The 23,636-nt window shown below is 53.6% G+C and carries 25 protein-coding genes; 17 read left to right on the forward strand and 8 right to left on the reverse strand.

Features of this window, described 5'->3' with window-relative positions:
- Nucleotides 1–45: 45 nt before the first annotated feature.
- The 3 genes from rpmG to radC form a co-directional block, all read right to left on the reverse strand.
- On the reverse strand, nucleotides 46–213 hold the full coding sequence (gene rpmG, locus AC6I8N_RS19875) for a 50S ribosomal protein L33 (protein ID WP_001051798.1): 168 nt from the start codon (nucleotides 211–213) through the stop codon (nucleotides 46–48).
- Between the two features lie 11 nt (nucleotides 214–224).
- A complete protein-coding gene (gene rpmB, locus AC6I8N_RS19880; protein ID WP_013511031.1) occupies nucleotides 225–461 on the reverse strand; it encodes a 50S ribosomal protein L28 in 237 nt (78 codons plus the stop codon).
- A 243-nt stretch (nucleotides 462–704) separates the two neighbouring features.
- Nucleotides 705–1,358, reverse strand: a complete 654-nt coding sequence (radC, locus tag AC6I8N_RS19885; RefSeq protein ID WP_497829749.1) for a RadC family protein — start codon at nucleotides 1,356–1,358, stop codon at nucleotides 705–707.
- 193 nt (nucleotides 1,359–1,551) lie between these two features.
- On the opposite strand from radC, the gene coaBC reads away from it, so the two are divergent.
- The 3 genes from coaBC (at nucleotide 1,552) to slmA (ending at nucleotide 3,922) form a co-directional block, all read left to right on the forward strand.
- The gene (gene coaBC, locus AC6I8N_RS19890) at nucleotides 1,552–2,772 is read left to right on the forward strand and encodes a bifunctional phosphopantothenoylcysteine decarboxylase/phosphopantothenate--cysteine ligase CoaBC (RefSeq protein ID WP_497829750.1); all 1,221 of its coding nucleotides are present in this window, start codon (nucleotides 1,552–1,554) and stop codon (nucleotides 2,770–2,772) included.
- Complete coding sequence (gene dut, locus AC6I8N_RS19895; RefSeq protein ID WP_013511034.1) at nucleotides 2,750–3,208, forward strand: dUTP diphosphatase; 459 nt, start codon at nucleotides 2,750–2,752, stop codon at nucleotides 3,206–3,208. The genes coaBC and dut overlap by 23 nt, the downstream gene beginning before the upstream one ends.
- Before the next feature lie 117 nt (nucleotides 3,209–3,325).
- Nucleotides 3,326–3,922 (forward strand): nucleoid occlusion factor SlmA, encoded by a 597-nt coding sequence (gene slmA, locus AC6I8N_RS19900; protein WP_021186099.1) that lies wholly within the window; start codon nucleotides 3,326–3,328, stop codon nucleotides 3,920–3,922.
- 36 nt (nucleotides 3,923–3,958) lie between these two features.
- Here slmA and pyrE read toward each other — a convergent pair whose 3' ends face one another.
- Together pyrE and rph are read right to left on the reverse strand one after the other, a co-directional pair.
- On the reverse strand, nucleotides 3,959–4,600 hold the full coding sequence (gene pyrE / locus AC6I8N_RS19905; RefSeq protein WP_021186098.1) for an orotate phosphoribosyltransferase: 642 nt from the start codon (nucleotides 4,598–4,600) through the stop codon (nucleotides 3,959–3,961).
- A gap of 49 nt (nucleotides 4,601–4,649) precedes the next feature.
- On the reverse strand, nucleotides 4,650–5,366 hold the full coding sequence (gene rph, locus AC6I8N_RS19910) for a ribonuclease PH (protein ID WP_021186097.1): 717 nt from the start codon (nucleotides 5,364–5,366) through the stop codon (nucleotides 4,650–4,652).
- A 144-nt stretch (nucleotides 5,367–5,510) separates the two neighbouring features.
- Between rph and AC6I8N_RS19915 the strand changes: the two genes are divergently transcribed.
- On the forward strand, nucleotides 5,511–6,695 hold the full coding sequence (locus AC6I8N_RS19915; protein WP_036627752.1) for a NupC/NupG family nucleoside CNT transporter: 1,185 nt from the start codon (nucleotides 5,511–5,513) through the stop codon (nucleotides 6,693–6,695).
- 79 nt (nucleotides 6,696–6,774) lie between these two features.
- Here AC6I8N_RS19915 and AC6I8N_RS19920 read toward each other — a convergent pair whose 3' ends face one another.
- The gene (locus AC6I8N_RS19920) at nucleotides 6,775–7,218 is read right to left on the reverse strand and encodes a DUF3574 domain-containing protein (protein ID WP_021186095.1); all 444 of its coding nucleotides are present in this window, start codon (nucleotides 7,216–7,218) and stop codon (nucleotides 6,775–6,777) included.
- A 151-nt stretch (nucleotides 7,219–7,369) separates the two neighbouring features.
- Between AC6I8N_RS19920 and AC6I8N_RS19925 the strand changes: the two genes are divergently transcribed.
- From AC6I8N_RS19925 to AC6I8N_RS19960, 8 genes are all read left to right on the forward strand, one after another.
- Nucleotides 7,370–8,233, forward strand: a complete 864-nt coding sequence (locus AC6I8N_RS19925; RefSeq protein ID WP_208724427.1) for a YicC/YloC family endoribonuclease — start codon at nucleotides 7,370–7,372, stop codon at nucleotides 8,231–8,233.
- Between the two features lie 404 nt (nucleotides 8,234–8,637).
- Nucleotides 8,638–9,561 carry a kdo(2)-lipid IV(A) palmitoleoyltransferase gene (lpxP, locus tag AC6I8N_RS19930; RefSeq protein WP_208724428.1) on the forward strand — a complete coding sequence of 308 codons (924 nt, stop codon included), beginning with the start codon at nucleotides 8,638–8,640 and terminating at the stop codon, nucleotides 9,559–9,561.
- A gap of 169 nt (nucleotides 9,562–9,730) precedes the next feature.
- Nucleotides 9,731–11,152, forward strand: a complete 1,422-nt coding sequence (locus AC6I8N_RS19935; protein ID WP_021186081.1) for an efflux transporter outer membrane subunit — start codon at nucleotides 9,731–9,733, stop codon at nucleotides 11,150–11,152.
- Between the two features lie 70 nt (nucleotides 11,153–11,222).
- Nucleotides 11,223–12,368, forward strand: coding sequence for an alanine racemase (locus AC6I8N_RS19940; protein ID WP_497829751.1), 1,146 nt, complete (start codon nucleotides 11,223–11,225; stop codon nucleotides 12,366–12,368).
- 112 nt (nucleotides 12,369–12,480) lie between these two features.
- Nucleotides 12,481–12,876, forward strand: a complete 396-nt coding sequence (locus tag AC6I8N_RS19945; RefSeq protein ID WP_497829752.1) for a polyketide cyclase — start codon at nucleotides 12,481–12,483, stop codon at nucleotides 12,874–12,876.
- 355 nt (nucleotides 12,877–13,231) lie between these two features.
- Complete coding sequence (locus AC6I8N_RS19950) at nucleotides 13,232–13,579, forward strand: hypothetical protein (RefSeq protein ID WP_235056630.1); 348 nt, start codon at nucleotides 13,232–13,234, stop codon at nucleotides 13,577–13,579.
- 75 nt (nucleotides 13,580–13,654) lie between these two features.
- Entirely contained in the window at nucleotides 13,655–14,302 is a 648-nt protein-coding gene (locus AC6I8N_RS19955) for an oligosaccharide flippase family protein (protein ID WP_036627745.1), read from the forward strand.
- Nucleotides 14,303–14,626: 324 nt separating this feature from the next.
- Nucleotides 14,627–15,244, forward strand: a complete 618-nt coding sequence (locus AC6I8N_RS19960) for a trimeric intracellular cation channel family protein (RefSeq protein WP_013511048.1) — start codon at nucleotides 14,627–14,629, stop codon at nucleotides 15,242–15,244.
- Here AC6I8N_RS19960 and ligB read toward each other — a convergent pair.
- Nucleotides 15,191–16,927 (reverse strand): NAD-dependent DNA ligase LigB, encoded by a 1,737-nt coding sequence (ligB, locus tag AC6I8N_RS19965; protein ID WP_497829753.1) that lies wholly within the window; start codon nucleotides 16,925–16,927, stop codon nucleotides 15,191–15,193. The two genes, AC6I8N_RS19960 and ligB, sit on opposite strands and share 54 nt — an antisense overlap.
- A 239-nt stretch (nucleotides 16,928–17,166) precedes the next feature.
- On the opposite strand from ligB, the gene gmk reads away from it, so the two are divergent.
- From gmk to recG, 5 genes are read left to right on the forward strand one after another with little or no spacing between them, the layout of a single operon-like run.
- On the forward strand, nucleotides 17,167–17,790 hold the full coding sequence (gmk, locus tag AC6I8N_RS19970) for a guanylate kinase (RefSeq protein ID WP_036627742.1): 624 nt from the start codon (nucleotides 17,167–17,169) through the stop codon (nucleotides 17,788–17,790).
- Nucleotides 17,791–17,844: 54 nt separating this feature from the next.
- Nucleotides 17,845–18,120 (forward strand): DNA-directed RNA polymerase subunit omega, encoded by a 276-nt coding sequence (rpoZ, locus tag AC6I8N_RS19975; RefSeq protein ID WP_013511051.1) that lies wholly within the window; start codon nucleotides 17,845–17,847, stop codon nucleotides 18,118–18,120.
- A 20-nt stretch (nucleotides 18,121–18,140) separates the two neighbouring features.
- Nucleotides 18,141–20,249 carry a bifunctional GTP diphosphokinase/guanosine-3',5'-bis pyrophosphate 3'-pyrophosphohydrolase gene (gene spoT / locus AC6I8N_RS19980; protein WP_021186074.1) on the forward strand — a complete coding sequence of 703 codons (2,109 nt, stop codon included), beginning with the start codon at nucleotides 18,141–18,143 and terminating at the stop codon, nucleotides 20,247–20,249.
- Between the two features lie 3 nt (nucleotides 20,250–20,252).
- A complete protein-coding gene (gene trmH, locus AC6I8N_RS19985) occupies nucleotides 20,253–20,948 on the forward strand; it encodes a tRNA (guanosine(18)-2'-O)-methyltransferase TrmH (RefSeq protein ID WP_021186073.1) in 696 nt (231 codons plus the stop codon).
- A complete protein-coding gene (recG, locus tag AC6I8N_RS19990; protein ID WP_497829754.1) occupies nucleotides 20,945–23,023 on the forward strand; it encodes an ATP-dependent DNA helicase RecG in 2,079 nt (692 codons plus the stop codon). The genes trmH and recG overlap by 4 nt, the downstream gene beginning before the upstream one ends.
- A 63-nt stretch (nucleotides 23,024–23,086) precedes the next feature.
- On the opposite strand, the gene AC6I8N_RS19995 is transcribed toward recG, so the two are convergent.
- Nucleotides 23,087–23,575, reverse strand: coding sequence for a MarR family winged helix-turn-helix transcriptional regulator (locus tag AC6I8N_RS19995; RefSeq protein ID WP_021186445.1), 489 nt, complete (start codon nucleotides 23,573–23,575; stop codon nucleotides 23,087–23,089).
- Between the last annotated feature and the right edge of the window lie 61 nt (nucleotides 23,576–23,636).

Raw genomic sequence — 23,636 nt, forward strand, 5'->3', positions numbered from 1 at the left:
AACAAAAAACCCGGCCGAAGCCGGGTTTTTCGCAGAACACTAAAATTACTTAATTTTAGCTTCTTTGTAGATCACATGCTGACGTACAACCGGATCGAACTTTTTCAGTTCCAGTTTCTCAGGTTTAGTACGTTTGTTCTTCGTGGTGGTATAGAAGTGACCTGTACCAGCAGAGGAAACCAGCTTGATCTTCTCACGAATACCTTTAGCCATGATTCAGTTCCTTAGTACTTCTCACCACGGGCGCGGATTTCGGCCAGAACCGTATCGATGCCCTTCTTATCAATAACACGCATACCTTTAGCAGATACACGCAGAGTAACGAAGCGCTTCTCGCTCTCAACCCAGAAACGGTGTGAGTGCAGGTTCGGCAGGAAACGGCGTTTCGTCGCGTTCAATGCGTGGGAACGGTTGTTACCGGTCACCGGACGCTTTCCAGTTACCTGGCAGACTCGTGACATGTCTATTCTCCAAAAATCAAATCAGCTCGAGCTTTAAAAACTAGGTTTTGGCCGCCTCGTCAGGCCTTAGCCCGCCCAGGCGAGTTCCATGTGAACCCGCTAAGCTGGCCCAAACGCCAAACCCGAGATTCTCAAAGGTGGCGTAGTATACGCCGGTCAGCGCTGGTGCTCAAGTCCCGAACAAATAAAGATCCCTATGGATCGCGCAAAAACACACCGTTTCCGCCGGTTTCGTCACCAGAATTACAGCCAGCCACGCTCGGCAAAGGACGTAAACTCGCCATGACCGATCACCAGATGATCAAGCAGTCGGATATTCAGCAGCGTACACGCCTTGCTGATTCTTTGGGTAATTTCCCGGTCAGCGCGGCTGGGTTCGGCAATGCCTGAGGGGTGATTGTGTGCCAGAATCACTGCCGCCGCATTGAGTTTTAGCGCTTCACGCACAATTTCGCGCGGATGGACTTCAACGCTGTTTATTGAGCCGGAAAACATTTTTTGCGCCTGTAAAACGCGGTGCTGATTGTCGAGAAACAGCGCCATAAAAATTTCCCGCTCCTGATGCGCCAACACGCTTTGCAGGTAGTGGCGTGTTATCTGAGGATTTTCCATTACGTCCTCGCGCGCCAGCTGGCTGGCAAAAAAACGCCTACCCGTCTCAGCCACCGCCTGAATCTGCGTAATCTTGGCCATGCCAATGCCCTTGATATCTGCCAACCGCTCTTTGCTGGCACTCATGATGCCATACAGCGAGCCAAATTCATTCAGCATCTGCCGCGCCAGTACCATCACGCTGACACCACAGGAACCGGTACGTAAAAAAATCGCCAGCAGCTCCTCATCATTCAGCGCTTCAGCGCCCTTCGACGCCAGTTTCTCTCTTGGTGCCAGTTCCATGATTACACCCTCTTCCCTGCGTTGTGGCCATCCTGAACCAGCAACGTGGTGAAATCCAGCCAGTTTATGGGGTTTTCAGAGCCGCCTCGCAAAGGTCGCAACCCGTGAAAATGGAGCGAGTGGTTTTTGTGGTAAAGTTGCGTTATCTGCCGCGCCTGGCGCGGCAATCTGCGTTGAACCGAGGCGATTGAAAATGACGGGATTAGCCGGAAAAAAAGTTCTGCTGGGCGTAAGTGGCGGCATTGCAGCCTATAAAGCACCGGAACTGGTAAGACGATTGCGCGATCGCGGTGCCGATGTGCGTGTGATGATGACCGAAGCGGCCAAAGCGTTTATTACGCCCCTCAGCCTCCAGGCCGTATCGGGGTATCCGGTACTTGACGATCTGCTTGACCCGGCAGCCGAAGCCGCAATGGGCCACATTGAGCTGGCGAAATGGGCAGACCTGATTTTGCTGGCACCGGCTACCGCTGACCTGATTGCCCGCGTCACCGCTGGCATGGCGAACGATCTGGTGACCACAACCTGTCTGGCAACCGCGGCCCCGATTGCCATCGTGCCTGCCATGAATCAGCAAATGTATCGTGCTGCCATTACGCAGGAGAACCTGCAACGCCTGCATGCGCGTGGTGTGTTGATTTGGGGACCAGACAGCGGCAGCCAGGCCTGTGGCGATATCGGACCGGGACGGATGCTCGATCCGCTGGCGATTGTAGCTTATGCGCTGGAATGGGCCTCACCCGTCAACGATCTGCAACATCTCAACATTATGATCACCGCCGGTCCGACCCGTGAGGCTCTCGACCCGGTACGTTACATCACCAATCACAGCTCAGGTAAAATGGGGTTTGCCATTGCCGCCGCCGCCGCCAGACGCGGGGCGAAAGTGACGTTGGTTGCCGGTCCGGTCACGTTGCCCACACCCGCATGGGTGCAGCGCGTGGATGTCACGAGTGCTCAGGAGATGGAAGCGGCAGTGATGGCGCAAATCAGCCAACAACATATTTTCATTGCCAGCGCAGCCGTGGCAGACTACCGGGCGGCAAATATTGCCGCAGAGAAAATCAAAAAACAGGGTGGCGATGATAATGTCACACTGCAACTGGTGAAGAATCCCGACATCGTGGCGGGGGTGGCGGCACTCAAAGAGGGCCGTCCCTATGTCGTCGGGTTTGCCGCCGAAACCCGGAATGTGGAAGAATACGCGCGGCAAAAACGGGTACGTAAAAATCTCGACCTGATTTGCGCCAATGATGTGGCAAAAGCGGGCCAGGGGTTCAATAGCGACACCAATGCTCTTCACCTTTTTTGGCAGGAAGGAGAAAAAGTCTTACCGCTCAGTGATAAGACGCTCCTTGGCCAACAATTATTAGACGAGATTGTCAGCCGTTATGATGAAAAAAATCGACGTTAAAATTCTTGATGCGCGCGTAGGAACTGAGTTCCCGCTGCCGACTTATGCAACCTCGGGTTCAGCCGGACTGGATTTACGCGCCTGTCTGGATGAGGCACTGGAAATCACCCCAGGCAGCACCGTGCTGGTACCGACTGGCCTGGCGATTCATATTGGCGATCCCAGCCTCGCGGCTGTCATTCTGCCTCGCTCCGGTCTTGGCCATAAGCACGGCATCGTGCTGGGTAACCTGGTGGGTTTGATCGACTCCGATTATCAGGGTCAGCTGATGGTTTCTGTCTGGAATCGTGGGCAGGATAGCTTCACGCTGAACCCAGGTGACCGTCTGGCACAGCTGGTCTTTGTACCTGTGGTGCAAGCCGAGTTTAATCTGGTGGAAGATTTTGACGCCAGCGTGCGTGGCGCGGGCGGCTTCGGTCACTCTGGCCGTCAGTAACACGCGCTTTTCGCTTACGCCTCTGCCCTTGCTTCTTTTCTGCTCTGTGCGCATTGAACACAGGGCAGACGCGTGAGTGTTGCCTGTTTATGGTGAATTTCAGGGGTCTTGAAGGTCATGGCAGAAAAAAAGGTCGCGAAGCGCAACCGTCGCGAAGAAATTTTGCAGGCACTGGCGCAAATGCTGGAGTCGAGCGATGGTAGCCAACGCATCACCACCGCGAAACTGGCGGCCAGTGTAGGTGTTTCTGAAGCGGCACTCTATCGTCACTTTCCCAGCAAAACACGCATGTTTGACAGCCTGATCGAGTTTATCGAAGACAGCCTGATTACGCGCATCAATCTAATCCTGAAAGATGAAAAAGAGACGGTGGCGCGCCTGCGTCTTATCGTGCAATTGCTTCTGGGATTTGGTGAGCGTAATCCGGGACTGACGCGTATTCTGACCGGCCACGCATTGATGTTTGAGCAGGACCGCCTGCAAGGACGCATCAATCAGCTGTTTGAGCGCATTGAAGTGCAGCTACGCCAGGTGATGAAGGAGAAGAAGATGCGTGATGGTGAAGGCTTCCAGACCGATGAAACCCTGCTCGCCAGCCAGCTATTGGCATTCTGCGAAGGGTTGCTGTCGCGCTATGTCCGTTCTGAATTCCGCTATCGTCCCACCGCGGATTTCGATACCCGCTGGCCATTGTTGGCGGCACAGCTGGTTTAACTGTCGCGGCGCGATAAATCGCGCCGCAACGGATGATTAAATCCCGTACTCTTTACGATACGCGCGCACTTTCGCCAGATGGTCTGCCATCTCCGGCTTCTCTTCCAGATAATCAATCAATTCCGCCAGAGTAATGATTGCCGTGACTTTGCAGCGGTAATCGCGCTCCACTTCCTGAATCGCCGAGATGTCACTACGACCACGCTCCTGACGATCGAGAGATATCAGCACGCCCGCCAGAGTGGCGTTATGGGCGTTGATGATGTCCATTGATTCGCGAATCGCCGTACCTGCGGTGATCACATCGTCCACCAGCATCACTTTGCCCTGGAGCGGGCTGCCAACCAACAGGCCACCTTCGCCGTGATCTTTGGCTTCTTTACGGTTGAAGCAGTAAGGCACGTCACGGTCATGATGATCGGCCAGTGCTACCGCAGTGGTGGTGGCGATAGGAATGCCTTTGTAAGCCGGACCAAACAGCAGGTCAAAATCAACACCGCCATCCACCAGGGCCTGCGCGTAAAAACGACCTAACAACGCCAGATCACGCCCGGTATTAAACAGACCAGCATTGAAGAAATAAGGGCTTTTGCGCCCGGATTTCAGGGTGAACTCACCAAACTTCAATACCCCTTTGTTCAGGGCGAACTCAATAAACTGACGCTGCCAGGCTTTCATTTCTCACTCCTCAAATAAAGAAAAGGCGACTCTCTGGTCGCCTGTTACATCAATCTGCTAACGCCGCTTTCTGCGCCACAATTAATTGCTCAATCCCGCCGCGCGCCAGCGCCAGCAGTTGCAGCAACTCGTCATGGCTGAACGGTTCACCTTCTGCCGTGCCCTGCACTTCAATCATGCGGCCATCTTCCAGCATCACCACGTTCATATCGGTTTCTGCGGCAGAATCTTCCACATATTCAAGATCGCAACGCGCTTCGCCTTCAACGATACCGACAGAAATGGCGGCGACCATGCCTTTCAACGGACTGGATTTCAGTTTGCCATCCGCCACCAGCTTGTTGAGAGCATCAGCCAGTGCTACACAGGCCCCGGTGATGGACGCGGTGCGCGTGCCACCATCGGCCTGAATCACGTCACAATCCAGCGTGATGGTGTATTCACCCAGCGCCTGCAAATCGACTGCGGCGCGCAGGGAGCGAGCGATCAGGCGCTGAATCTCCAGCGTGCGGCCACCCTGTTTGCCTTTAGCCGCTTCACGCGCCATACGGCTGTGCGTAGAACGCGGCAACATGCCGTACTCGGCGGTGACCCAGCCTTGCCCCTGGCCTTTGAGGAAACGCGGTACGCCTTCGTCAACGGTGGCAGTGCACAGCACTTTGGTTTCACCGAACTCAACAAGGACCGAGCCTTCGGCATGTTTGGTGTAGTGACGAGTGAGGGTGACGGGACGCACTTGATTGGCGTGTCGGCCTGCTGGACGCATGGTTTCTCTCCGGCTTGCTTAGGTTTGGCTGCGCATTATACGGACTTCCTCTGCGCCTGTCCTGTCCTGAGGCGGCACAATCGCAGATGAAATTCCGCTCGCTCTGTGGCTAAATGCGCGTTTTCCCACTTAAAAAGATAAATGATGACAGCGATACTCCATTTCCTGCTGGCGCTGGTGGTGATCTTTGCCCTTGCGCTTCTGGTCAGCCACGACCGTAAACAGATTCGTCCACGTTTTATTCTGCAATTGCTGCTGGTAGAAGCCGCACTCGGCTGGTTTTTCCTGCACTCCGCCAGCGGCCTGGCGGTGGTGAGTTCTGTGGGTGGTTTCTTCGAAACGCTGCTGACCTTCGCAGCTCAGGGCAGCGATTTTGTCTTCGGCGGTATGAGTAAACAGGGCCTGGCGTTTATTTTCCTCGGCGTGCTCTGCCCGATTGTTTTTATCTCTGCACTAATCGGTATTTTGCAGCATTGGCGAATTCTGCCGTTGTTGATTCGTCTGGTCGGCACCCTGCTGTCAAAAGTTAACGGCATGGGCAAACTGGAGTCGTTTAACGCGGTCAGCACCCTGATTCTTGGGCAATCGGAAAACTTCATCGCCTACAAAGGTATTCTGGGTGATATCTCCGCGCCGCGCCTCTACACCATGGCGGCAACGGCGATGTCCACGGTATCTCTCTCCATCGTTGGCGCTTATATGACGATGATTGAAGCGAAATACGTGGTCGCTGCGCTGCTGCTCAATATGTTCAGCACCTTTATTATCCTGTCGATCATCAACCCGACGCGCGCACAGGATGAAGAACATATCGCGCTCGATAAGCTGCATGAGGATCAGAGCTTTTTTGAAATGCTGGGGGAATACATTCTCGCCGGGTTCAAAGTAGCGATGATTATTCTGGCGATGCTGATTGGTTTTATCGCGCTGATTGCCGCCGTGAACGCGCTGTTTGCTGCCGTGTTCGGCTACAGTTTCCAGCAATTACTGGGGTACGTATTTTATCCGTTCGCCTGGTTGGTCGGCATTCCCTCTGCGGATGCGTTACAGGCGGCCAGCATCATGGCGACCAAACTGGTTGCCAATGAATTTGTGGCAATGATCGAGCTGAAAAAAGTGGCCGCCGAAATGACGCCGCGCGGTCTGGGGATTTTGTCGGTATTCCTGGTGTCGTTCGCCAACTTCGCCTCGATCGGCATCGTCGCCGGAGCGATTAAAGGGCTGAACGAAGCGCAGGGTAACGTGGTATCGCGCTTCGGCTGGAAACTGGTGTACGGATCAACGCTGGTCAGTTTGCTTTCCGCAGCGTTTGCCGGATTGTTTATCTGATACGAATTCGTAGCGGCGCGATTTATCGCGCGCTGCCAGAAAAACCCGCGCGATAAATCGCGCCGCTACGGAAACTATTTTAAAAACCCACGCACACCAGACCATCAACCCGCATTACCGATTCCTGGCTGAAGCGTTTCTTATAGATATCACGCAATGCGTTGATGTTGTCTGAGCTGGCACGATCTGGCGAATGAATCAGCATCAGCGCTTTGCTGTTTTCACGCGCCAGTTTGCCATTCTCCCCCAGCCACTGCCCTTTGGCGTCATATACCGACAAGCCATCTTTGAAGCGCGGCGTAACATCGCTATCGACAAAATGCTGCCACTCCTGCTCAGTCACCGTGCCGCCCTGCGGTTTACTCATGCCAAACCACAACGTGGTTTGCATCATCATATCCCCACCGGCACACACCGGCGTCGGCGTGCTGGTTGGCGCAGACTGGGTGATGGTGGTGGGATGCGTCTGACAGCCTGCCAGCAGCAATGCCAATGCGAAAGATGCGATAAATTTTGTTGCCATACAGATTTCCCTGAACTGAATGCCCGTCGCTATCATAGGTGTCTGGTTTGAAAAGGCCAGTGCTTAGCTGCCCATATTTCAGGCTTTTACCTGTCATGCCATAGCGTAGCTCGCTATAATTCACTAAATTTTCTTCACACGAGTATCGCTTATGATCCGCAGTATGACCGCTTACGCACGTCGCGAAGCCAAAGGCCACTGGGGCAGCGCCGCCTGGGAACTCCGCTCCGTTAACCAGCGCTACCTGGAAACCTACATCCGCCTGCCAGAGCAGTTCCGCAGCCTGGAACCCGTCATTCGCGAGCGTATTCGCAACCGACTGACACGCGGCAAAATTGAGTGCAACCTGCGTTTTGATGCCGATCCGGGCGCGCAGGGCGAACTGATTCTCAACGAATCACTGGCAAAACAGCTGGTCCAGGCGGCCAACTGGGTGAAAATGCAGAGCGATGAAGGTGCGATCAATCCACTGGATATTCTGCGCTGGCCGGGTGTGATGTCAGCAAAAGAGCAGGATCTCGACGCCATTAATGCCGAACTGCTGGCCGCGCTGGATGGTGCACTCGATGACTTTATCACCGCGCGCGAAACCGAAGGTGCAGCTCTGAAAACCCTGATTGAACAGCGCCTTGATGGCGTAACCCAGGAGGTCAGCAAAGTTCGTGTGCAGATGCCTGAAGTATTAAAGTGGCAGCGCGAACGTCTGGTGACCAAACTGGAAGAAGCCGAAGTCCAGTTAGAAAACAATCGTCTGGAGCAGGAACTGGTGATGATGGCGCAGCGTATTGATGTCGCCGAAGAACTGGACCGCCTGGACGCGCATGTAAAAGAAACTTTCAACATTCTGAAGAAGAAAGAAGCGGTCGGTCGTCGCCTCGATTTTATGATGCAGGAGTTCAACCGTGAGTCGAACACCCTGGCATCGAAATCGATTAACGCCGACATCACCGCGTCAGCAATTGAGCTGAAAGTGTTGATTGAGCAGATGCGCGAGCAGATTCAGAATATTGAGTAACATCTGTACTGCCCCCCCGTTTCTGCCGGGGGGCAGTACAACAAATCAGTATAGTTCCTGTTCGCTAGTCGATTTTTTTCAACGCGCAACGTAAATAATGCGTAAAGATTCGTACCCATCCATGTCTTTTTGGGGCACCCCTTTACCACTTCGACAGTGTTAAGAGCCTCCCAATTCGCTTATAATCTATTGTTAATCAAGATATATCTGTCCGTTATCAAGATAATTCTTCTTAATAATTCCCCGTTCAATGAATCCATTCAATCTTAAAGATTGCGGAGATTAGGTTTCTTTAACGGCACTATTTGCTAATCTGCTGGTCGAAATTAAGACTGCTGTACCGCGCCCTGAACACCTGGACCTGCTTCTATGTGCGATACATTCACTGATCACATGAAGGTGTTATGAAAAAAACCGGGCAGTTCTGCTCTCAACTCCTCCACCCTCGCTACTGGTTTACCTGGTTTGGGTTGGGCGTGTTATGGCTACTGGTACAACTTCCTTACCCCATCCTTATCCGTCTCGGGGCCGGTGCTGGCAAACTGTCACGCCGCTTCCTGAAACGCCGCGAGCGCATTACGCGTCGTAATATTGAACTCTGCTTTCCTCACATCAGTGATGAAGAGAAAGAGCAGATGATCGCGGGCAACTTTGCCTCCCTGGGCATGGCGCTGGCGGAAACGGGCATTGCCTGGTTCTGGTCGGATCGTCGGGTGCGCCAGTTGTTTCAGGTGAGTGGTATGGCCAACCTGAAAACCGCCCAAGACCATAAACGAGGCGTGATGGTAATTGGCGTGCATTTTATGTCGCTGGAATTGGGCGGCCGCATCACCGGGCTGTGCCAGCCAATGATGGCGATGTATCGCAAACATAACAATCAGGCGATGGAGTGGGCGCAAACCAAAGGCCGTATGCGTTCCAACAAAGCCATGATTGACCGGCGTGACCTGCGTGGCATGGTGCAGGCGCTGAAACAGGGCGAAGCCGTTTGGTTCGCTCCAGACCAGGACTACGGCCCGAAGGGCAGTGTCTTTGCGCCGCTGTTTGCCGTTGAGAAAGCGGCAACGACCAACGGGACTTTTGTGTTATCACGTCTGGCTCGCCCGGCGATGCTGACTATCGTGCTGATTCGTAATCCGCAGAAAAACGGCTATCAGTTGATCATCCAGCCGGAGTTGGAAAACTACCCACATGATGATGAATCCGCTGCGGCCGCTTACATGAACAAAGTGATCGAGCGTGAAATCCTGCGTGCACCTGAGCAATATCTCTGGCTGCATCGCCGCTTTAAAACCCGCCCGCCAGGTGAAGCGTCGCTCTACGTCTGACCTGATGCAGCAGGCTCCGGCCTGCTGCCTGACCCGCCAAAAAAACATTTCACAACCATTCTTAACGAAAAACAGGTTTGTCAAAATTTGCACAGCCTTTTGTAATGGTCGCCATTTCCTTTTCCTGACCAAACTTATGACTCTGCTTTTGACTTCACCCCGGCGAGCGATGCTCGCAATTGCGGTTGCCAGCGCGCTGCTGGCCGGTTGCGCCAATCCTCACGGCTTACATACCAGCAACCATATGCTTGATGCCAATACATTGCAGGCACAGGACACGCTGAAAAATGCCCACTTCAGCACCGCTAACTGGCCGAAAACGCAATGGTGGCAAAGTTTTGACGATGCTCAGCTTAATCATCTGATTAACGATGCCATGGCCTCCAGCCCAGACCTGCAAGTAGTAAACGCCCAGGCCGACAAAGCCAATGCACAGGTTATCGCCGCCAACGCTGAACGTTATCCGGATGTCGATCTTAACGCCGGGATTACCCGCTCACGGGTAGCAAAAGTGGACGACCCGCTGCTACAGGGCAAAACCTACAGTACGCTGCGTACCGCCAACGTAGGTCTGAGCTACACCTTTGATTTATGGGGTGGGAAGAAAGATGCAGCCGAAGCAGCACTCGGCCAGGCGCGCGCCAGCGAACTGGATCGCCAGGCCAGCCAGTTAACCCTGGCCGCTAACGTCACGCGTGCATGGAACAACCTTAATCTGGCGTGGACCAATGCCGATCTGGCAAAACAGGCCGCCGATCGTGCCAATGGCATCGCCAAAATTCAGCAGCAATATGTTTCCGCCGGACTCACGTCTGACTATCAATACAAGCAGGCGTTATCGCAGCAAAAAACCGCTGAAGCCTCGCTTACGGAAGCAAAACAGGACGTCACCGACGCCGGTATTCAACTTTCGACGCTGGTCGGCAAAGGCCCGGATTACTGGCATAACCTGAAGCCAGCGAAACTGAACGTACCCACCGCTGCACTGCTGCCAGGCAATATTCCAGCCGATCTGCTGGGTCGCCGCCCGGACGTAGTCGCCGCACGTTGGCGAGTAGAAGCGGCAGCGAAAGACATCGCCGCGACCAAAACCGAGTTCTATCCCAATATCAACCTGGTGGCGGAAGCCGGTACACGCTCACTGCTGGGTGACGCTTTGTTTGGCGCGCCGAGCCGCTTCTTTAATGTTGGGCCAAGCCTGTCGCTGCCAATTTTTGATGCCGGTAAGCGCCGTGCCGATTTAGCTGAAAGTGATGCCAACTGGGATCTGGCGGTGGCGCAATACAACAAACTGCTGATTAGCTCGCTGGGTAATGTCAGCGATACCATCACCCAGTTGCAGTCCATTCAGGACCAACTGGCACAGCAGGAAAGTGCCAACCAGCTGATTCACAGTGCCTGGGATGACCTGAACCGCGAATATGCAGCGGGCCTGCGTCCATATCTGGACGTATTGACCATCCAGAATCAGTTAATCGAATCCGACCAGAAACTGGTGGCGCTTAAAGCCCAGCAGATCAATCTGGCGGTGGTGTTGATTGAAGATTTAGGTGGTGGATTCCATAACGGGGATGCTACGCCCCACAGTTAAGCGGATGGCTGGTATTCTGCCGCAGGTTGGTGAATGATGGTTCGCTCATTGGCTCAACCTGCGGATAATCATGATGGAACAAGATATTGAGGCTGGCTGGCTCCGGCCTCTTATTGCTGACCGACTTACCCCTTTTATGGAGATTGATGCAGCTCGCCTGCAACGCAATCTTCAGCAGATGCAACAAAAAGCCGATGCGGCTGGCGTTGCTCTGCGTCCTCATATCAAAACCCATAAAAGCGTCTGGATAGCCCGGCAACAACGAGCGCTTGGCGCGCGTGGTGTTACGGTGTCAAAACCGAGCGAAGGTGTCGCCTTTATTTTAGGGGGCGAGCGTGACCTGCTACTGGCTTATCCGGTGGTGCTGGCCGATACGTTGACCGAATTACTTCAGGTCGCCGCAGAAAACCATGCCCGTATTACCTGCATTGCTGACTCCCTGAATGGCGTGTCTGCGTTAGCAACAGCGCATCAGCAACAGCCGACAGCGGAGCTGGCGGTTGCCATCAAGGTGGATGTTGGGCTGCATCGGGTGGGGGTCGATCCTGAAAGTGATGCTGCGCTGACGCTGGCTGAAGCTATCAATGCCGCCGGACTTCCTTTTTCCGGGCTGGTTTCTCATGCCGGCCAGGCTTATGGTGCCGGTCATCCCGCCGCCATCTGCGAGGTTGCCCGTCAGGAAATCGCACTGATGCGTGGTGTTCAGCAACGCCTGATGTCTGCGGGATTTACGCCTTGCCCAATCTCTGTCGGCTCAACCCCCACGGCACTGGCGGCCCCGGTTGCGGAAGGCAGCAATGAAATTCGTCCCGGTAATTACGCGTTACTTGATCTGACGGCCTGGCGTTTAGGCTTATGCACGCCAGACGCGCTGGCGTTAAGTGTGGTCACGCGCGTGGTGGCGGTGAATACGCATTACGCCATTATCGATGCGGGCTCCAAAATGCTCAGCTCCGATAAAGGCCCCCACGGCACCAATGCCAGCGGTTTCGGCATTGCCGTGGATGAGCAAGGGAATCAATTTGAGGTGGTGAAATTATCCGAGGAACACGGCTTCCTGCAATTTAGCCATCAGGCTCCCGCTGTGGGGGCGCTACTGCGTATCTTCCCCAACCACAGTTGTGCGGTTGTGGCACAGTCCGACCGCTTTGTGTTGCGCCATGCCGACGGTTTGGCTGAAGTGCTCAACATAGAGGGACGGGGCAAGTTCATCTGACCACGAGGCTTTTTCTGGAAACCTCTTCTGCGCCACACTTCCGGCACCGGGCCGTTTCCAGCCCGGTGACCGCGTGCTTTAATGCCTCTTTATCCGCCCAACAGGAGGTCCCATGCTGCCATCTCAGACAGTGACTCTGACCATTCCACGTAACTGGTTAGATTTATATGAAACCATCTGGAAACCCGAGTGTTTCGCAAAATGGGCAAGCGGGCTAAGTAGCAGCACGCTAACGCAGGAAGGGAATATCTGGAAAGCCAAAGGACCTGAAGGCACGGTAAAGATTCGTTTCACGCCGCACAATCCATTTGGCGTAATGGATCACTGGATCGATACCGGCATCGGTAAGGAGATCTACATGCCGATGCGGGTGATTGCGAACGAACAAGGTGCCGAGGTGGTGATGGTCGTTTACCGTCAGCCACTGATGTCTGATGAGAAATTTGCCCAAGACGTTGCATGGGTAAAACGTGATCTGGATAACCTTCTCCACCTTTTAACCCATTAGAATCAATGAATTATAAAAACTTTCTTACTCAGCTATTCTCTGGCAGTAATCGGCACTGACAAACAATTTTTCTTCACCAAAGCCTTTAACTGTTTTGCACATTTTCTGGCCGTTTTTCATTGTAACCACCAGTTTGGCTAACGCTTCCGTACCAGGAATTTTCCTGGTACGGAAGCCATCTCTCACTTCAGGTCCACTGATTTTCTGACGTTTTTTTTATCCGGGCTGAAAAACGTTATTTACCCTCTCTGACAATAACGTAAAAGACTAATAAGTCCCTTACCCTTCTCATTATATTTTTAGATGAAAAAACCAAAACCATTTATTATTGAGTGTCATTTATAGGAGTTTTCTCATGGTGTTAATTCAAATAAAACACGGTATAACTCCCTTACACACAGCAGTACTTAATAATAACAATGGCAGGGTAAATAACATGGACCGCTCAACCTATCCTTTATTGTCAGAAAGAGAATTCGTTGAGATTGCCAGAAGGATTTTGGCTGGGGAATATAATTATCAAAATGGATTTTATCGTGATCTGGCTGATTTTCTTCTGACAGGAGGAGATAGTGCTATGACACAAAAACAATTGCACACCAGGGGCGTCTTTTTAAATTCAGAACATCATTTGATCGAATGCATCATTACATGGCAATCACTGAAAGGTATTTCAGGGCTTCGCCAGGATTGGCTGCACTGATGAAACCTGTGCTCTGGCCTTGTCGCCCGGGCGACCCTCAAATTGCACTGGTACATGTACCATAACGAGCAGAGTATGACGATACGTGTAAGAAATCTGACCGGCGCTACCAAGTGGTCAATATTGTCATCAATAAAAATCATTGGCATCGGTGTATTACAGCTTTCACTTCTGGCGCAAATATTACAGGCAAACGAGTTAAATTTACTTGCCGTTGCCATTGCATGTTTATTAGTTATAGACACATTAGCCGATCGCGGATTTGGCAACTCCGCTATTCGCAACCAAAATTTAAGCGTCAGCGATCTCTCCGTTCTTTATTGGGGGAACATGTTGCTTGGGCTATTAATTTTCGCCGTCATGTTTATTGGTAGCGATCTTTTTAGCCGAATAATGAATCAGCCCGAACTGGCAATTATGCTGGAAATGATTTCGGTGATTTTCATTATTGTTCCGCAAGGGCAACATTACCGCGCCATATTGCAGCGAGAAAAACAATTCACTCGAATTGCATTTACAGAAATCTTGTCAGTGCTGGTTGGACTGAGTGTGACCTTGTTCACCGTGTGGCTGACCCCTTCAGTACTCTGTGCTATCTGGGGTTACCTGGCGATGGTCTCAATTCGCATGCTGGTCTACTGCTACTACGGCCGTTCATGGTTCCAACCTGAATACCGTTTTAGCCTGAAAAGCTTTGCCGGTATGCGAGCAAGAAACGGATAATAAAAACAAGTCTGTATGGTGGGCTCTGGGCATCTGAGAGGATGCGTTCGCGTGCTGCTTGCCAGCACGCTTTTTTCTTTTCCACGCCGGCAACTTCTCCCTTCTGTCCACATGCGTTAAGCCGGATTGGCGCATACTGAACACACCATTCACATCATTTTTTATAATGCGAATAAGAAACATCTATCCTCACACCCCCGTAAAACAGGCCTTATAAAGCAACTAATATCAAAACAACTAATCCGATGTCACTTTTTTAGAAAATCTCAGTGGTCTACACTCTGGGAAATCTTTAGCCTTGCCGCCAATTATCTGGAGTGCTCTATGCTGTTAACCGTTCTCTACATCATTGGTATCACCGCCGAGGCCATGACTGGTGCGCTGGCGGCAGGCAGACGCAAAATGGATCTGTTTGGCGTCATTATTATCGCTTCCGTTACCGCGATTGGTGGCGGATCGGTACGTGACATTCTACTCGGCCATTATCCACTGGGTTGGGTTAAGCATCCCGAATACATCATGATTGTTGCGGCGGCGGCGGTAATCACCACGGTGGTAGCACCGCTGATGAATCATCTGCGCAAAGTCTTCCTGGTGCTGGATGCGTTGGGCCTGGTGGTTTTCTCCATAATAGGTGCCCAGGTGGCACTGGATGGGGGCCATACCGCAGTTATCGCCGCGATTAGCGCAGTCATCACCGGTGTATTTGGCGGCGTACTGCGCGATATGTTCTGCAATCGCATCCCGCTGGTGTTTCAGAAAGAATTGTATGCCGCTGTCGCCTTCGCCTCAGGCTGGCTCTATATCCTGCTGTTGAAAACATCGCTGGCCAATGAGGTAGTGGTAATCGTCACCCTATTGTTCGGCTTTTTCGCTCGCCTGCTGGCGCTACGGTTCCGCCTCGGCTTGCCGATTTTCAACTATCCCCATCCCGATCACTGATGCTCCGCCGGGGATCGCCTGTTGCTGTAAAAACGTGATGAGTTGCTGCACCTGATGATCGTGCAGCATGGTCACAATCCGTTGCGCCAGCGTGCTGCCAATACCCGGTAGCTGTTGCCAGCCCTCCGTCGTGCGCATCTGCAATTGTTGCCACTGAGTGTCAGGCAAGGCTTGTAATGCGGCACGCGGTATCGGCAAGCCCAGCGCCATCACCCAACGGCGTAGCGGTTGCTGGCGGGTCTGATTAAACCGCCGCCAGATCTGTTGCGCCCGCGTCGGTGATATCCCAGCCACCTGAGCGATTTGTTCGGGAGTCAGTTCCAGCCAGGAAAACAGATGGGTGATGGTGCCGCTATCCAGTAAGCGTTGCCAGGTGCTGCGTTGTATACCGTTAATACCCAGCACTGATTTTTCGCTGAGCCAGCTCAGGCGTGACAGGAATTGTGCCCGACACGGTGCATTGAATGCCAGACAACTGAGTTCATTAAAATCGCTGCTTTGTGGTGCGTCGGGGTATTCGCGCAGTCCAACACGCCAGATAACCCGTTCAACACGCGGAATGCCCAATCCGGCGAGAACCAATGCCACCTGATCGCCTGCAATCACATCCAGCTCACGCCAACGTCGTAGCGAACCAATATTGACCCGGCGCACGGTTTTATCATCCAGCTGCACCGGGATAAGATTCAAAACCACCGCGATTTTTCCGGTTCGTCCGACATTGAACTCCACCGAACGCACTTCGCTGCTGATCTCCGCTGGTTGATATTTCCACGCAGCTGACCAGTTGCCCTGCCCGGGCTGCCAGTCACGCCCCATGCGAACAGGCGATTGGTGGATAACAATACCATCGGTGGCAAAGGGTAATTTTCCCTGAAACCAGCGATCGCGCCAGCTTGCTACCTCGTCCTCATCATTGACCCGTTCGCTCCAGCGTTCGGTCAGGTCAAATCCCCAGCGCGACAATTGTGCCAGCCGTTCTGACATGGACGCCGGACCGTCCGGCCACGCCCAGATAAACACCCCCAGTTGCGCCAACAACGGAGTGGCATCACGGCGCATCATCGCGCCCGCCACCTGTGCCCGGGCATTGCTGCCACCATCCTGCGCCTGCTGATGATCGGTCATCTGCAAAAATAATTCCCCTTGCAGCACCACTTCATTCTGATTGGTGCTGATCTGCTGCGGGATAGCCGGGATCATGGCTGCCTTATCCCGCCACTCTTCACCGCGCAGGCCGTCACCACGACTGACCAGAGAGGCCAACCGCCCCTGACGATAAATCAATGTGACGGCCACACCGTCAACCTTCGGCTGGACCCACACATCTGACTTACCCTGCATCCACTCCATGACAGCCCGCTGGTCACGCAATTTGCGCACGCCGGTATGTGCCACCGGGTGCTGCGCAGTGCCGTCTGTTGTGGGTTGTGCCGCGTAAGTCGCCATGTCTGGCGTGAAGCACAGCTGCCAATGTTGCAGACGTTGTTGCAGGCTGTCGTAATCAGCATCGCTTACCAGGTTCTGTCCCTGCCGGTAATAGGCATCATCCCAGTGTCGGAGTTGGGTTTGTAACTGCGTAATCTCCTGCCCAGCCCGTACCGGGGACCAGTTGGGACAAACCCTCTCGGCCAATACCCCCGCGCTGAAGAGCCATAACAACAAAACCATGTATCCTTTCATCTTCGTTCTCCTTTTTGTCTATTGGAGAACACCCTGCATCTGGCAGCCAGCAGCGAAAAAGAATTCTGGATGTTATGTTCCCGCGTTTTTTCACGATTTGCAGCACTGAACAATACGGCTGGAGCAACCTCACAAAAAAAGAAATGCGCCTGACGCGGCGGCAAACGCTGCGTGGCGGGCATAAGCCGTGTATACTGTGCAGGAAATCGACTCCGCTCTTTACTCAATTCAAGAAAATCATGGCTCAAGGCACGCTCTATATTGTTTCTGCCCCCAGCGGCGCAGGTAAATCCAGTCTGATTCAGGCGCTGTTGAAGACACAACCGTTATACGATACGCAAGTGTCTGTTTCCCATACCACCCGTGGCGTGCGCCCCGGTGAGAGTCATGGTGAACATTACTTTTTTGTGTCGAAACCGGAATTCGAAGCCATGATTGCCGAGGATGCCTTCCTTGAGCATGCGGAAGTCTTTGGCAACTATTACGGCACCTCCCGTGCGGCCATTGAACGTGTATTGGCAACCGGCGTTGATGTTTTTCTGGATATCGACTGGCAAGGTGCGCAGCAAATCCGCCAGAAAATGCCTGCCGCACGCAGCATTTTTGTTTTGCCACCCTCAACGGAAGAGTTGGATCGCCGTCTGCGCGGCCGTGGCCAGGATAGCGAAGAGGTGATTGCCCGCCGTATGGCGCAGGCCGTGGCGGAAATGAGCCACTATGCCGAATACGATTATTTAATTGTGAATGATGATTTTGATCTGGCGTTGTCCGATCTGAAAACCATTATTCGCGCAGAACGTCTGCGCATGAGTCGCCAGAAATCGCGACATGATGCTTTAATCAGCAAACTATTGGCAGTCTGAATTCACTTTCAGTATTATGCCCAGTCATTTCTTCATCTGTGGAGTAGCACACCTATGGCACGCGTAACCGTTCAGGACGCAGTAGAAAAAATTGGTAACCGTTTTGACCTGGTGTTGGTCGCTGCACGTCGTGCACGTCAGATGCAGGTAGGCGGCAAAGATCCGCTGGTTCCGGAAGAAAACGATAAAGCCACCGTTATCGCGCTGCGCGAAATCGAAGAAGGTCTGATCACCAACCAGATTCTGGATGTGCGTGATCGTCAGGAACAGCAAGAGCAGGAAGCCGCTGAATTACAAGCCGTTACCGCTATCGCTGAAGGTCGTCGTTAACAGCAGCCTGCAGGTCAACCTTGTATCTGTTTGAAAGCCTCAATCAACTGATTGAAAAATACTTGCCTGAGGAGCAAATCAAGCGCCTCAAGCAAGCTTATCTTGTCGCGCGTGATGCCCACGAGGGGCAAACACGCTCCAGCGGTGAGCCTTATATCACCCATCCTGTTGCCGTTGCCTGCATTCTGGCCGAGATGAAACTCGACCACGAAACGCTGATGGCCGCGTTGCTACATGATGTTATCGAAGATACCCCCGCAACTTACCAGGACATGGAACAACTGTTTGGCAAAAGCGTTGCCGAACTGGTTGAAGGGGTGTCAAAACTCGATAAGTTGAAGTTCCGGGATAAGAAAGAAGCCCAGGCTGAAAACTTCCGCAAAATGATCATGGCGATGGTGCAGGACATCCGCGTCATTCTGATCAAACTGGCTGACCGCACCCATAACATGCGCACGCTTGGCTCGCTGCGACCGGATAAACGCCGTCGTATCGCACGAGAAACCCTCGAAATTTATAGCCCGCTGGCCCACCGTCTCGGTATTCATCACCTGAAAACCGAGCTGGAGGAGCTGGGCTTTGAAGCGTTGTACCCGAACCGCTATCGGGTCATCAAAGAGGTGGTTAAAGCGGCGCGCGGTAACCGTAAAGAGATGATCCAGAAGATTCTTTCTGAGATTGACGGTCGCCTGCAAGAGGCTGGGATTCCCTGTCGCGTCAGTGGCCGTGAGAAGCATCTCTATTCGATCTACCGCAAAATGCATCTGAAAGAGCAACGATTTCACTCGATCATGGATATTTACGCCTTTCGCGTCATCGTGAAAGATTTAGATACCTGCTATCGCGTACTCGGACAGATGCACAGTCTGTACAAACCGCGTCCTGGACGCGTCAAAGATTACATCGCTATCCCCAAGGCCAACGGCTATCAATCTTTGCATACCTCGATGATTGGCCCGCACGGCGTGCCGGTTGAGGTGCAAATCCGTACCGAAGATATGGATCAGATGGCGGAAATGGGGGTTGCGGCACACTGGGCCTATAAACAGGCCGGTGAAAGCGGCACCACCGCGCAAGTACGTGCCCAGCGCTGGCTGCAAAGCCTGCTGGAGTTGCAACAAAGCGCGGGAAGCTCCTTTGAATTTATTGAAAGCGTGAAATCAGATCTCTTCCCGGACGAGATTTATGTGTTCACGCCTGAAGGCCGCATTGTCGAACTGCCCGCTGGCGCAACACCTGTCGACTTTGCCTATGCGGTCCATACCGATATTGGCCATGCCTGTGTCGGCGCACGCGTTGATCGCCAGCCTTATCCGCTGTCGCAGCCACTCACCAGCGGGCAAACCATCGAAATTATTACCGCGCCGGGTGCCCGACCCAACGCCGCCTGGCTTAACTTTGTCGTCAGTTCCAAAGCGCGCGCCAAGATTCGCCAGTTGCTGAAAAACCTCAAACGCGAAGATTCTGTTAACCTCGGCCGTCGCCTGCTAAGCCATGCGCTGGGTGGTAGCCGTAAACTGGCTGAAATTCCGGCAGAAAATATCCAGCGCGAGCTGGAACGCATGAAGTTGACCAGTATGGATGATCTGCTGGCGGAAATTGGTCTGGGCAACGCGATGAGCGTAGTGGTGGCGAAAAATCTGCTGCAATCAGAGAACTCAGCACCACTCGTCAGCAACAAACGTAATAAGTTGCCAATTAAAGGTGCTGATGGCGTCCTGATTACCTTCGCCAAATGCTGCCGCCCGATTCCGGGCGATCCGATCGTTGCACACGTCAGCCCTGGTAAAGGCCTGGTGGTGCACCACGAGTCCTGCCGCAATATTCGCGGCTACCAGAAAGAACCAGAAAAGTTCATGCCGGTAGAATGGGATAAAGTGACCGATCAGGAATTTGTCGCCGAAATTAAAGTCGACATGTTCAACCATCAGGGCGCGCTGGCAAACCTGACGGCGGCCATCAATACCGCCGGTTCAAACATTCAAAGTCTCAATACCGAAGAACGAGACGGCCGTGTTTATAGCGCCTTTATCCGTCTGACCGCGCACGATCGCGTCCATCTGGCTAACATTATGCGTAAAATTCGCGTAATGCCCGATGTGATTAAAGTTCACCGAAATCGTAATTAGTGCATGAACGATCAACGTTTTGCTCGTATCCGCGAGATGCTGGCCCTGCGCCAGCACGATCTCACCGTCTGTATGGAACAGGTGCATAAGCCGCACAATGTCTCGGCGGTAATTCGCACGGCCGATGCTGTCGGTATCCATGAGGTCCATGCGGTCTGGCCCAGCGTGCGCATGCGCACCATGGTATCGGCCTCCGCTGGTAGCAACAGTTGGGTGAAGGTCAAAACGCATCGCAATATCGCTGAAGCCGTATCCCATCTGAAGACGCAGGGTATGCAGGTGCTGGCGACGAACCTGTCGGCCAAGGCCGTGGATTTTCGCGAGATCGATTACACACGTCCCACCTGTATTCTGATGGGTCAGGAAAAAACCGGTATCACCGCAGAAGCGCTGGCCCTCGCGGATCAGGACATCATTATCCCAATGGTTGGCATGGTGCAGTCGCTTAATGTCTCAGTCGCTTCCGCGCTGATTCTGTATGAAGCACAACGCCAGCGACAAAATGCCGGTATGTACCAGCGTACCTACAGTTTGCTGGATGAAGAGGAGCAGCAGCGCCTGCTGTTCGAAGGGGGTTACCCGGTTCTGGCACGCGTGGCGAAGCAAAAAGGATTACCCTATCCGCACATCAACGACCTCGGTGAAGTGGAAGCCGATGCCGAATGGTGGGCAACAATGCAAGCGACGGGCAAAAAATGAAAGGCCGTCTGCTGGATGCCATTCCGCTCAGTACCCTGACCGGCGTCGGCGCCAGCCAGGCGGCGAAACTGGCCAAAATTGGCCTGTTTACCATCCAGGATCTGCTGCTGCACCTGCCGCTGCGCTACGAAGATCGCACCCAACTCTATCGTATTAATGACCTGCTGCCGGGCATCTGGGCCACGGTGGAAGGTGAAGTGCTGAGCAGTGAAATCACCTTTGGCCGCCGCCGTATGCTGGTGTGCCAAATCAGCGATGGCACTGGCGTGCTGACCATGCGCTTCTTCAACTTCAATGCCGGGATGAAAAACAGCCTGGCGTCAGGCCGTCGCGTCACTGCTTACGGCGAGATTAAACGCGGTCAGCGCGGTGCAGAGATTATCCATCCCGAATATCGCATTCAGGGCGAACACAGCAGCGTTGAGTTGCAGGAAACCCTGACGCCGGTTTATCCCACCACCGAAGGTATCCGCCAGGCAACGCTGCGCAACCTGACCGATCAGGCGCTGACGCTGCTGGAAACCTGCGCCATTGCCGAGCTGTTGCCGCCGGAACTGAGCGGTGGATTGATTAGCCTGCCAGACGCATTGCGTACTCTGCATCGCCCGCCACCTGATTTGCGTCTGAGCGAGCTGGAAACGGGCCGTCATCCGGCACAGCGCCGGTTAATTATGGAAGAACTGCTGGCACATAACCTCAGCATGTTGGCAATGCGCGCTGGTGCACAGCGCCATCACGCGCTGCCGATGCCGGCCAATCATCAGTTGGTCGATAAATTGCTGGCCGCCCTGCCGTTCTCCCCTACCGGCGCGCAGCAACGGGTGGTCGCGGAAATTGAGCGCGATCTGGTACACGACTTCCCGATGATGCGTCTGGTGCAAGGCGATGTGGGATCGGGCAAAACGTTGGTCGCGGCAATGGCTGCGTTAAATGTGATTGCCCACGGCAAGCAGGTGGCGCTGATGGCCCCCACCGAATTGCTCGCCGAACAGCACGCTAATAATTTCCGCCAATGGTTTGCGCCTCTCGGTATTGAGGTGGGCTGGCTGGCGGGTAAGCAAAAAGGTAAGGCTCGTCAGGCGCAGCAGGAGGCGATTGCCAGCGGGCAGGTAGCGATGGTGGTCGGTACCCATGCGCTGTTTCAGGAGCAGGTACAATTTAACGGCATGGCGTTGGTGATTATCGATGAACAACACCGTTTTGGCGTCCACCAGCGTCTGGCACTCTGGGAAAAGGGCGAAGAACAGGGTTTTCATCCGCATCAGCTAATCATGACCGCGACACCGATTCCACGCACCCTGGCGATGACCGCCTACGCGGATCTCGATACTTCTACCATTGATGAGTTACCGCCAGGCCGAACCCCGGTCACCACCGTCGCGATCCCCGACAGCCGCCGTAACGATATCATCACGCGTGTGCAAAGCGCCTGCCAGGAAGGTCGTCAGGCGTATTGGGTCTGTACGCTGATTGAAGAGTCTGAGCTGCTGGAGGCACAGGCGGCCGAAGCGACCTGGCAAGAGCTAAAAGTCGCGTTGCCGGATCTCCAGGTCGGGCTGGTGCATGGCCGTATGAAACCGGCTGAAAAGCAGGCGGTGATGCAGGCATTTAAAGCCAATGAAATCCAACTGCTGGTCGCCACGACGGTCATCGAGGTTGGAGTGGATGTGCCGAACGCCAGTCTGATGATCATCGAAAACCCGGAACGCCTCGGCCTTGCGCAGCTGCATCAGTTGCGTGGACGTGTCGGGCGTGGTGCGGTCGCCTCGCATTGTGTGTTGCTGTACAAAGCACCGCTAAGTAAAACGGCACAAAAGCGTTTGCAGGTGTTGCGTGACAGCAACGACGGCTTTGTTATCGCCCAGCATGATCTGGAGATTCGTGGTCCCGGTGAACTGCTTGGCACGCGCCAGACCGGTAACGCCGAGTTCAAAGTCGCCGATTTGCTGCGTGATCAGGGCATGATCCCGGAAGTTCAGCGCGTGGCACGCCATATCCATCAGCATTATCCTGAGCAGGCCGTGGCGTTGATTGAGCGCTGGCTGCCGGAAACCGAACGCTACAGCAACGCGTAGCGGCGCGATTTCGTGCGTGTTGCAGGAAAACCCCGCGCGATACATCGCGTCGCTACGAATGGGTCAGGCCCCCGTGTTTTTATCACGCTCCAGCGCGGTAAAATCCCCGACAAATTTTTGCAGTAACCGCGCCAGCTCAACACGCTCATTCTCCTGCCACGCCTGAAACACCTCACCGTAAATCCTGCTCCGTGCCGCATCGATTTTGTCGGTCATCACTTTACCCGCAGCCGTAATGACCGCTTCATTGACGCGCTTGTCCTTTGTATTCTTCTGGCGCTGCGCCAGACCAATTTCCTCCAGCTTCGCGACCTGTCGACTGACGGTGGTGTAGTCACGCCCAACCCGATCCGCCAGTTCAACCACACCAATCGGACCGAAACGACTGATCTGCACCAGCAGCGGAAACAGCGCTCGATCAAGCTGAATATTGGATTCTTTTATTAGTAATTCATCACGTTGTGGGCGGTTGAACGTCCCAACAATGGTCAGTAACGCATTATGCAGATCATCGAAAGCTGAACTATTATGTGTATTTTGCACGCTTTTCATTGACGGCATCCAGAGACAGGAATAATGTGTGCATAATACACATATATTCCGATTAACTGAA

The sequence above is a fragment of the Pantoea sp. X-Soil-TKNS-1279 genome (assembly GCF_059730565.1).